This window comes from Chroococcidiopsis sp. (genome assembly GCF_051657925.1).
In the GTDB taxonomy this organism is placed as follows: Bacteria; Cyanobacteriota; Cyanobacteriia; order Cyanobacteriales; family Chroococcidiopsidaceae; genus Chroococcidiopsis.
Genome location: NZ_JBOFLP010000081.1, coordinates 1 through 9,390, shown reverse-complemented (window position 1 = coordinate 9,390; position 9,390 = coordinate 1). Strand labels below are relative to the sequence as shown.

Here is a 9,390-nt window from a genome sequence, read left to right as displayed (position 1 = left end):
TACTCTTTTCTAGGTTCGGTCGCCTTGCAGAACCGCTTTTCAGCTCGTCTCTCTTCCGGCGCTTTATTAATCTAACTAATCCCTCTAGCTCTTGTCAACTAGTTGGACAAAACTTTTTTGGCTTTCTCTCCCTCCCCCCCCTCCACACACCGGTTTGAAGAATTATTGAGGATTACTGCTTGACTCCCTGAGTAGTCCCTGCCCAACCGTGGGAGATTTGCGGTCGCGCTACAGTGTCAGGAAACATGGACTGGAAAGCAGAATCGCGATCGCCCAAACTTTCGTAGAAGAAGAAAGATACTCCCGCAAATCCTCGATTACGAGCTGCTTGAACCTGCTGTTCAATCCGCTTTATAGGAGTAGGACGCTTTTTCAAACCTGCCAATATACCGATACTGACAGGAATACGGCTACTGACTGCTTTGATTTCTGGATGCTCTATTTCTTTCACGAAAGTTTTCAAATCGTCTCGATAGACTTGTAAGACAACTTCCTCTACCAAACCCTTTTTTTCCCAAGTACGCCAATCTTGTAGAGACGTGTTATAGGCGTATTCGTGAGCATTTGGCGCTAGAGTCACGAGACAATCAGGTCTGCGAGTTTTGACCGCTTGATAAATTTGGGTCATTAACTGCGTAATTTTATTAGCACGCCAGCGCATCCACTGCGGATGACGAGGATTGGCAGGCGGCTTCTTACCGCCATTTTCCCGCTGGTAGAGTCGGGTAGTAAACGTGTCATAGCCTAAGTCAATAGGCAAACTGAAGTGATCGTCGATTTGGATACCGTCTATGTCGTACTTCGAGACAATCTCGGCAACTAAGTTGACGATAAATCGTTGCACCATTGGATGAAAGGGATTAAGCCAAACTTGGTTATATTTATTTCCTTTAGAAATTCGGCGGGAGTTGCGGCGATAGGTAATCCAGTCTGGATGACGGCGGATGAGATCGGAATTGGCGGGTGCTTTTAACCCAAATTCAAACCAGGGAATAACGCTCAGTCCTTGCTTGTGACTCTGTTGGACAATTTCGGCTAAAACATCTCTTCCTTTCAGCTTCGGATTGGGATCGAGCGATCTCCCAATTGTACGTTCTGCTACAGAGCTGGGATAGAGAGTATAGCCGCGATTCCAAACGGTAGGATAAACCGTGTTGAAGTTTAATTTTGCCAATCGTTGTAAAGCTTTGCTCAAGCGATCGCGGGAAAACAAAACATCGCTGTCAACATTGGTCAACCACACTCCCCGCACTTCAGTTTCTACAGGGTGAGGCTGAGATGCTACTTGTAGCGGTAGGTGTAGTAGCAAGACGATCGCCATACATAGACTGAATAAAGTCATAAACCAAGCTTGACGCTTACCCTTCACCAGTAATCCGTCCTTTTGAGAATTTGTTGGCAGTGGATTCGATCGTCGCACATCTCTTTTGTCAGCGGAAGATTGTCAAATTTCATATAGACTCGCAACCGATTGTAAAGAGTTAAGTTAACGAGTTTGTCGTAAGGGGTCACAGCCGTGCGCCTCTACCACTCTTTCTAGCTATGTGTCATAATCCAGCCTGGATGTTATGTCTGAGGAAGTAACTGATGGCATACGAATTAGAAAAACAGGTGGCGATCGCATCTGTAATCCGAGCAATCAAACTCTGCACGCAAATTCAGAGCGATTGCCTTGTTACTGCAATAGAAAAGCCAGATTTTAGTCCAGTCACAATTGCAGATTTAGGCGCTCAGGCAATTATCTGTCAGGCGATCGCGGCAGCTTTTCCTCAAGATGCAGTTGTAGGGGAAGAAGATGCAAAGTTGCTGCGCCAACCGCATATGTCTGAGCAACTGGAACAAATCACATCTTACGTGCGGGTACATATTCCAGAAACATCTGCTGAGACTATCTTGGAGTGGATCGATCGCGGTAACGGTCAAGTAGGCGATCGCTTTTGGACTCTAGATCCAATTGACGGGACAAAAGGATTTTTACGCAGCGATCAATATGCGATTGCCCTAGCTTTGATTGAAGATGGAGAAGTCAAGCTAGGGGTGATGGGTTGTCCAGCATTACCACTAGACTTGAATCAGCCACAAGGCGAACGGGGAGTTTTATTTGTAGCTGTTAGGGGACAGGGAACAACTCAACTCGCTTTAAATAATGGAGTTGCTCAGCCAATTTTAGGGGCGAGAACCGCGAACAAAAGCAATTTCCGTTCGACGGAGAGTGTAGAGTCAAGACATGGTAATTTGCCTTTACAACGAGCGATCGCGCAAGCAGTTGGCATGACTCCCGAGCCACTCTCGATCGATAGCATGGCGAAATATGCTGTAGTTGCTAGGGGTGAAGCTGCTCTTTATTTACGACTGCCTTGGGCAGAATATCCCGATTACCGCGAAAATATATGGGATCATGCCGCAGGAGCAATCGTTTTAGAAGAGGCTGGTGGTCGTGTTTCAGATATGTATGGTAAGCCTTTGGAGTTTGCTGCTAATGCTAAGATGCTCAATAATCGGGGCATTATTGCTAGTAGTAGCGATATATATGATGCCGTGTTGGATGCACTGCGACAGAAAGTCTAAGTCAATTTAAAGCTTGTGAGTATTAGGTTAACAGTCGAACATTTGCGGCTGATTTGTAGCCACGCAGAAAGTACTTATCCACATGAGTGCTGCGGCTTATTGCTGGGTAAGTTGAGTCAGAATGACAAAATTTTAGTAGAGGCGATCGCCACTGAAAATGTTTGGAATCCAACAGCTGCCGCAGATTTTCAAGCGATCGAGCCAAATCTGAATTTAGGCACGCAGAAGAATACTTACTATACGATCGCCCCAGAAGTGATGTTGAAAGTGCAAAAAGAGGCACGCGATCGCCAACTTGATATTATTGGAGTTTATCATTCCCATCCAAATCATCCCGCAATCCCGTCAGAATTCGATCGCCTCTGTGCGTGGCAAACCTATTCGTATATCATTGTTTCAGTTCTCCAAGGCAAGGCTGGAGAGGTATTGAGTTGGAGCCTTGACGATAACCATCAGTTCCAACCAGAAGAGATTGTCGTAGAAAGATTAATTTAGCGATCGCAAATTTAAGCACCAAAATTTAAGAATTGTATCGCGATCGGATCGAGTGTTTTTCCATTTAAGATACGATGTAGGGTCTGTCTGCATTCAAGATAGATTCCATCTCCCCATCACCCCCTCATGATGGTAATCAACCGGAGACGATGTTAATCCGCTCCTTCCCATCAAACTGTTATGCTCAATCCCAATTTGGATGAAATCCAACTCTCACAAGAAGAATACGAACGTTTTTCCCGCCACTTGATTTTGCCGGAAGTCGGTCTAGAAGGACAAAAGCGTTTGAAAGCCGCCAGCGTACTGTGTATCGGTACGGGAGGTTTGGGCGCACCTCTGTTGCTGTACTTGGCAGCGGCGGGGATCGGACGTATCGGTATTGTCGATTTCGATATCGTCGATCGCTCTAATTTACAACGTCAGGTGATTCACGGCACATCTTGGGTTGGTAAACCGAAGATTGAATCTGCCAAAGAGCGAATTCTAGAGATTAACCCTCATTGTCAGGTTGACCTTTATGAAACGCGCTTGAGTTCGGAAAATGCGCTAGAAATCCTCAAACCTTATGATATCGTCGCTGATGGAACTGACAATTTTCCCACGCGGTATTTGGTAAACGATGCTTGCGTGTTGTTAGATAAACCCAATGTTTATGGTTCCATTTTCCGATTTGAAGGACAAGCGACTGTATTTAACTATAGAGGTGGTCCCAACTACCGCGATTTATATCCCGAACCCCCACCCCCTGGAATGGTTCCTTCCTGTGCTGAAGGTGGGGTACTGGGAGTGCTGTGTGGCATTATTGGTACAATTCAGGCAACGGAAACTGTCAAAATCATTTTGGGTAAAGGAACGACTTTGAGCGGGCGTTTGTTACTATACAATGCCCTCGATATGAAGTTCCGAGAGTTGAAGTTGCGTCCCAATCCCGTGCGTCCGGTAATTGAAAAGTTGGTAGATTACGAACAATTCTGTGGGATTCCCCAAGCGAAAGCAGAGGAGGCAAAACAGCAGATGGATATTCAAGAAATGACGGTACAGGAGTTGAAGCAGTTACTCGATAGCGGCGCTGATGATTTCGTGCTGTTAGATGTGCGTAACCCGCACGAATATGAAATCGCTAAGATTCCTGGTTCGGTATTAGTGCCTTTACCAGACATTGAAAATGGTGAAGGTGTCGAGAAGGTAAAAGAAATACTCAACGGTCATCGGTTAATTGCTCATTGTAAAGCAGGATTGCGATCGGCTAAGGCTTTGGGTATTTTGAAGCAAGCTGGGATTGAAGGGACAAATGTGAAGGGTGGAATTACTGCCTGGAGTCAGGAAATCGATCCCTCCGTACCTCAGTATTAGATCCCCCCTGCCCCCCTTAACAAGGGGGGAGATCCGTTTCGGTAGGTCACAAAAAAGTAGAGACATTACGTTCATGTCTCTACTTGAAGAACTACCTATGTTCGACGTGCTATCAAACTACGGCTGAGGCTGGCTGACTTAGTGCTTGCTTTAAGACTTCTGCCTTGTCGGTTTTTTCCCAAGGCAAGTCTAAGTCGTTTCGTCCCAAATGTCCGTAGGCAGCAACATCTTGATAGAAGCGACCACCTCTTTCAGCTGGTAAGTTACGCAGGTTAAAGGCGTGGATAATACCAGCCGGACGGAGTTCAAAATTTTGTTGGACTAACTCCAGCAAAACGTCTTCGTCAATTTTGCCAGTGCCGAATGTTTCTACTAAAATGCTAACGGGTCGCGCTACACCGATCGCATAGCTTAATTGCACTTCGCACTTGTCAGCTAATCCGGCAGCTACAATATTTTTCGCCACGTAGCGGCAAGCATAAGCTGCGCTGCGGTCTACTTTAGTGGGGTCTTTACCAGAAAAAGCGCCGCCACCATGCCGTGAGTATCCACCGTAGGTATCGACAATAATTTTACGTCCAGTTAAGCCAGAATCGCCTTGGGGACCGCCAATTACAAACTTGCCCGTAGGGTTGACTAGAAAGCGGGTTTGTGCATCTGGTTTGACCTCAATATCGGCAAAAACTGGCTCTACAACTGCAGACCAAAGATCTTCTTTAATCTTGGCTTGCACTGCTTTTTCGTCGGTAATGTCACCAATCGTTGGTGCGTGCTGAGTCGAGATCAGAATTGTATCAATTCCTACAGGTCGTCCGTCTTCATAGGCAATGGTGACTTGAGTTTTGCCATCAGGACGCAAGTACGCCAATTGACCGGTTTTCCGTACTGCGGCTAGACGGCGAGAAATGCGGTGGGCAAGACTGATAGGCAGAGGCATCAGTTCGGGGGTTTCGTTACAAGCGAAACCAAACATGATCCCTTGGTCGCCCGCACCAGTAGAATCAAATAATTCTTCGCTCGACTGTTCGCGGGTTTCTTGAGCTGTATTTACCCCTTGAGCAATATCAGCCGACTGTTCGTCTAGGGCAACTAGTACGGAACAGCTATTAGAACAGAAGCCATTCACAGCATCGGTATAGCCAATTTCAGCAATTTTTTGTCTGGCTAAGTTAACATAATTAACTTGAGCTTTGCTAGTAATTTCACCAGTAATTAATACTAGTCCAGTGTTAACGACTACTTCTGCTGCGACTCGGCTGCTGGGGTCTTGTGCCAATAATGCATCTAAGATAGTGTCAGAAATTTGATCGCAGATTTTATCGGGATGACCTTCGGTAACTGATTCTGAGGAAAATAGGTAGCGACGAGACAAAGGCAGTTCCTCCTTGGAGTTGCTGAATATTGAGTAAGTTTGCTTTGAGTGTAGCTATGTCAATCGGCGATCGCCGCCGTTTTACCACTATTTACAATTAATTATTGTGTGGACGCTATCCCCTCAGCGATTAGAAGCTAGATAGACGGTGTGTATTTTAGCCTATCTTAAACAAGTCAGTTTGTAAAAATTTTAGTAGGAAATTTGCCATCTTAACGGAACAGGTGTATTAAGTCTGTGTAAAGTTCGATCGTTTCACAGCTAACCTAAAATGCGCTTAAGTAAGGGTAATTTTCCGCGATAGGGAGGATAGCGTAAATTAATCTCGATCGCCAGAGAACGGTACAGTACGCTCTTGTAGTGCGAAAATGTATCAAAACTAGCTTTGCCGTGATATTTTCCCATGCCACTACTACCCACTCCACCAAAGGGTAAGGCGGGAACGACAAATTGCAATACGGTGTCGTTGATGCAGGCGCTACCAGAGGAAGTTTCTTCTAAAACGCGCTTTTGCAGGTTTCTGTCACGGGAAAAGAGGTATAAAGCCAACGGTTTCGATCCTTGATTAACGATCGCGATCGCCTCAGATATATCTTGGTAAGTCACGACTGGTAAAATGGGACCAAAAATTTCTGACTGCATTGCTGGTACGTCTAGGGAGGCTAACTCAATGACAGTGGGTGCAATGTAGCGTGACTCGGCATCGGTTTCTCCCCCAAAAACTATCTTGCCATCCGCGAGCAAGGCAACTAAGCGGTCGAATTGTTCGCGATCGATAATTCTGCCATAATCGGGGCTATTTGCGGGTTGCGCGCCGTAAAATTCAGCGATGCATTTTTGAATTTTCTCGATGAATTGTTGTTTAATTGCTTCCGGGACTAAAAGATAGTCGGGGGCAATACAACTTTGTCCAGCATTGATAAATTTTCCCCAAGTAATTCGCCTTGCAGCATACTCAAGATTAATATCGGTATCGACAATACAAGGACTTTTACCACCTAGTTCTAAAGTCACTGGAGTTAAGTACTTTGCTGCCGCTTCCATCACAATTCTACCTACGTTTGTACCACCAGTAAAAAATATATGATCGAATTTTTCTGTTAATAGTTTTTGACTAGTTTCGACTCCGCCTTCTACCACTGAAATATATGTGGGATCGAAATATTTTTGTAGCATTTTAGCTAAGACCTTAGCAACGTGAGTAGCGATTTCTGATGGTTTAATAATCGTACAGTTACCCGCTGCGATCGCACCTACAAGTGGAGTAATAGCTAACTGCAATGGATAATTCCACGGACTGATAATTAAGACAAGTCCTAACGGTTCTGGATAGATTTTGCCAGCACCAGGTTGTTGCTCTACAGGAACGGCAGCTTTATGAGGTTTTAGCCACTTTTTCAGATGTTTGACGGCGTAGTCGATCTCTTTCTTAACTACGGTAATTTCTGTTAAGTATATTTCAACAACTGGTTTATGGAGATCTGCTTGTAACGCCTCGTTAATAGCGATTTCGTACTCAACTATCGCCTGTTTGAGGATTTTTAGCTGGGCAAGCCGAAAGTCTATCGATCTCGTTTTACCAGTTTGAAAAAATTCTCTTTGTTGGCATACTAAAGTAGAGTAATTCATAGTTTTTCTTAATTCCACTACACTTTGATAGTGAAGTGCTTGCAATAGCGGCTGCGATCTTGATACAATTTATTTCATAATGGAAATATTATAATTTTTTTCAAATTTAAATTATATTCTCATTATTAAACAAGAACACTTTACTACAAGTAGCTTTTTAGAGCAAGTCGCAACAGCGATCGCTTCTCATAAAATCAATTGCAGAAAAGTTTAGCTCAATGCGAGCGATCGCCCTTGCAAATGACGAATGATGAATGACAAACAACAAGCAAATCTAATTCATCATAGGTAAGCTAACCCTAAAAGTACTACCTTTTCCAAGTTCGGAATCAACTTGTAGCGTACCTTGATGGGCTTCGACAATGCGGCGTGATAAATACAGTCCTAAGCCACTGCCGGATCGCCTGTGGCTACCTTGGCGAAATCGTTGAAACAAAGTCTCTCTATCTTCCAAGGAAATACCGGAACCCGTATCAATAACATCTACTTGTAAATAAGAGTCAGGATTGGCAGACACGCAAACGGTAACGGAACCTTTATCGGTAAATTTGAGGGCGTTGCCCACCAGATTAGTGAAGAGACGATGCAATTCCAAGCGATCGCCGGAAACTTTAACAGATGGAATAGGTTGCTGTTGTTGTAACTGGAGCGATACACCTTTATCTTGCGCCAGAGGAGATAGTTCTTTTACGATATCTTCTAACAAATTTTGCAAGTCTACTGGAAAGAATGCCAAGGTCTTGCGCCCAGCCTCAAAACGATAGACTTCCAACAGCGTATTGACCATTTGCAGCAGGTTTTGATTGCTGCGAATCATCGTTGCGATCGCTTCATGGATCGGCGGCGATAACTCTCCTAACGCCCCTTGCGCGAGAAGTACGAGCATTCGGTCGGCAGCAACAAGGGGAGTGCGAAGGTCGTGCGTTAAACGAGAGACAAAATCTTCTCTTTGACGGGCAATTTCATCGCGTTCGTCTACGCTGTGCTTCAACCGCAATAGCGATCGCACTCTTGCCAAAAGTTCTTCAACTTCGACAGGCTTGCGAATAAAATCGTCTGCACCCGTATCCAAACCTTTAGCAACACTAGGTTGGTCGTAAGCAGTAATCAGTAAAATTGGAATGAAAGGTAGTTTGGCATTTTGCCGGAGGCGCTGAGTCACCTCAAACCCATCCATTCCTGGCATCATGACATCAAGCAGAACGAGATGAGGCGGTGATTTTTCAACTTCTGCTATTGCAGTGGGACCGTCTTCTGCCGTAGTAATTGTGTATCCTTCTTCCTCCAAAATCGTTTGAATTAGGAACACGTTATCGGGAGAGTCGTCAACCACGAGGATTCGATCGGCTTTGGAGGATGGAATAGTCATGAAATCCGCACGCTGCTCATAAATGAAGATTTTAATATTTTCTAAATATCTATTCGTTGGTATTATTCTTCCTTGTCGTTACAAAATTAACCTCTTACTCAAGAGAGAATGTTTCTCCAACTACAGATCGTTACATTTTTCGGCAATGTTCGATCGCGGTAGCAAATTCACCTGCCGATCGAGCAATTGATGCAAAAAGTTTGCTTCGGCAGATAGATAACAATCTGAAATAGTTAGCATCAGCGATCGTTATGAAAGAGCTTAAAACAAAAAATATCTTTGTGCCATTGGTAGGATGGTAGCTGGTTCGCAAGTGAGAAGTTCTCCATCTGCCCTAACTTCGTAGGTTTCAGGATCGACTTCGATGCGAGGTAGGGCATCGTTTAATTTTAAATCTTGCTTACCGATTTGACGGGTTTGTGAGACAGCAACAGCAGGTTTTTGTAAACCTAACCGAGAAGGAATTTCTTGTTCTAGGGCAATTTGAGAAACAAAAGTCAAGGATGTTGCCGCGATCGCACCACCGAAGCTACCGAACATGGGACGCATGTGAACTGGTTGGGGAGTGGGAATACTAGCGTTAGCATCACCCATTTGCGACCAA

The 9,390-nt window shown here is 44.7% G+C and carries 7 protein-coding genes and 1 pseudogene; 3 read left to right on the top strand and 5 right to left on the bottom strand.

All coding sequences use genetic code 11. The features are described 5' to 3' along the window. Positions 1-172 precede the first annotated feature (172 nt). Positions 173-1,420, bottom strand: a complete 1,248-nt coding sequence (locus ACRC32_RS06280; protein ID WP_438553182.1) for a glycoside hydrolase family 10 protein — start codon at positions 1,418-1,420, stop codon at positions 173-175. Between the two features lie 167 nt (positions 1,421-1,587). On the opposite strand from ACRC32_RS06280, the gene ACRC32_RS06275 reads away from it, so the two are divergent. The 3 genes from ACRC32_RS06275 to moeB all read left to right on the top strand — a co-directional run bounded on the left by ACRC32_RS06275 (position 1,588) and on the right by moeB (position 4,416). Next, positions 1,588-2,568 (top strand): 3'(2'),5'-bisphosphate nucleotidase, encoded by a 981-nt coding sequence (locus tag ACRC32_RS06275; RefSeq protein ID WP_438553181.1) that lies wholly within the window; start codon positions 1,588-1,590, stop codon positions 2,566-2,568. 15 nt (positions 2,569-2,583) lie between these two features. Continuing rightward, positions 2,584-3,063 (top strand): M67 family metallopeptidase, encoded by a 480-nt coding sequence (locus ACRC32_RS06270; RefSeq protein WP_438553180.1) that lies wholly within the window; start codon positions 2,584-2,586, stop codon positions 3,061-3,063. A gap of 180 nt (positions 3,064-3,243) precedes the next feature. Then, a complete protein-coding gene (gene moeB, locus ACRC32_RS06265) occupies positions 3,244-4,416 on the top strand; it encodes a molybdopterin-synthase adenylyltransferase MoeB (protein ID WP_438553179.1) in 1,173 nt (390 codons plus the stop codon). A 112-nt stretch (positions 4,417-4,528) separates the two neighbouring features. On the opposite strand, the gene metK is transcribed toward moeB, so the two are convergent. The 4 genes and pseudogenes from metK to ureC all read right to left on the bottom strand — a co-directional run. Further along, positions 4,529-5,788 carry a methionine adenosyltransferase gene (gene metK / locus ACRC32_RS06260; RefSeq protein ID WP_438553178.1) on the bottom strand — a complete coding sequence of 420 codons (1,260 nt, stop codon included), beginning with the start codon at positions 5,786-5,788 and terminating at the stop codon, positions 4,529-4,531. 261 nt (positions 5,789-6,049) lie between these two features. Next, positions 6,050-7,417 carry an aldehyde dehydrogenase gene (locus ACRC32_RS06255; RefSeq protein ID WP_438553177.1) on the bottom strand — a complete coding sequence of 456 codons (1,368 nt, stop codon included), beginning with the start codon at positions 7,415-7,417 and terminating at the stop codon, positions 6,050-6,052. Between the two features lie 274 nt (positions 7,418-7,691). After that, positions 7,692-8,786, bottom strand: coding sequence for an ATP-binding response regulator (locus tag ACRC32_RS06250; protein WP_438553176.1), 1,095 nt, complete (start codon positions 8,784-8,786; stop codon positions 7,692-7,694). 261 nt (positions 8,787-9,047) lie between these two features. Beyond that, positions 9,048-9,390 (bottom strand): annotated as a pseudogene (ureC, locus tag ACRC32_RS06245) (urease subunit alpha); the annotation flags it as partial.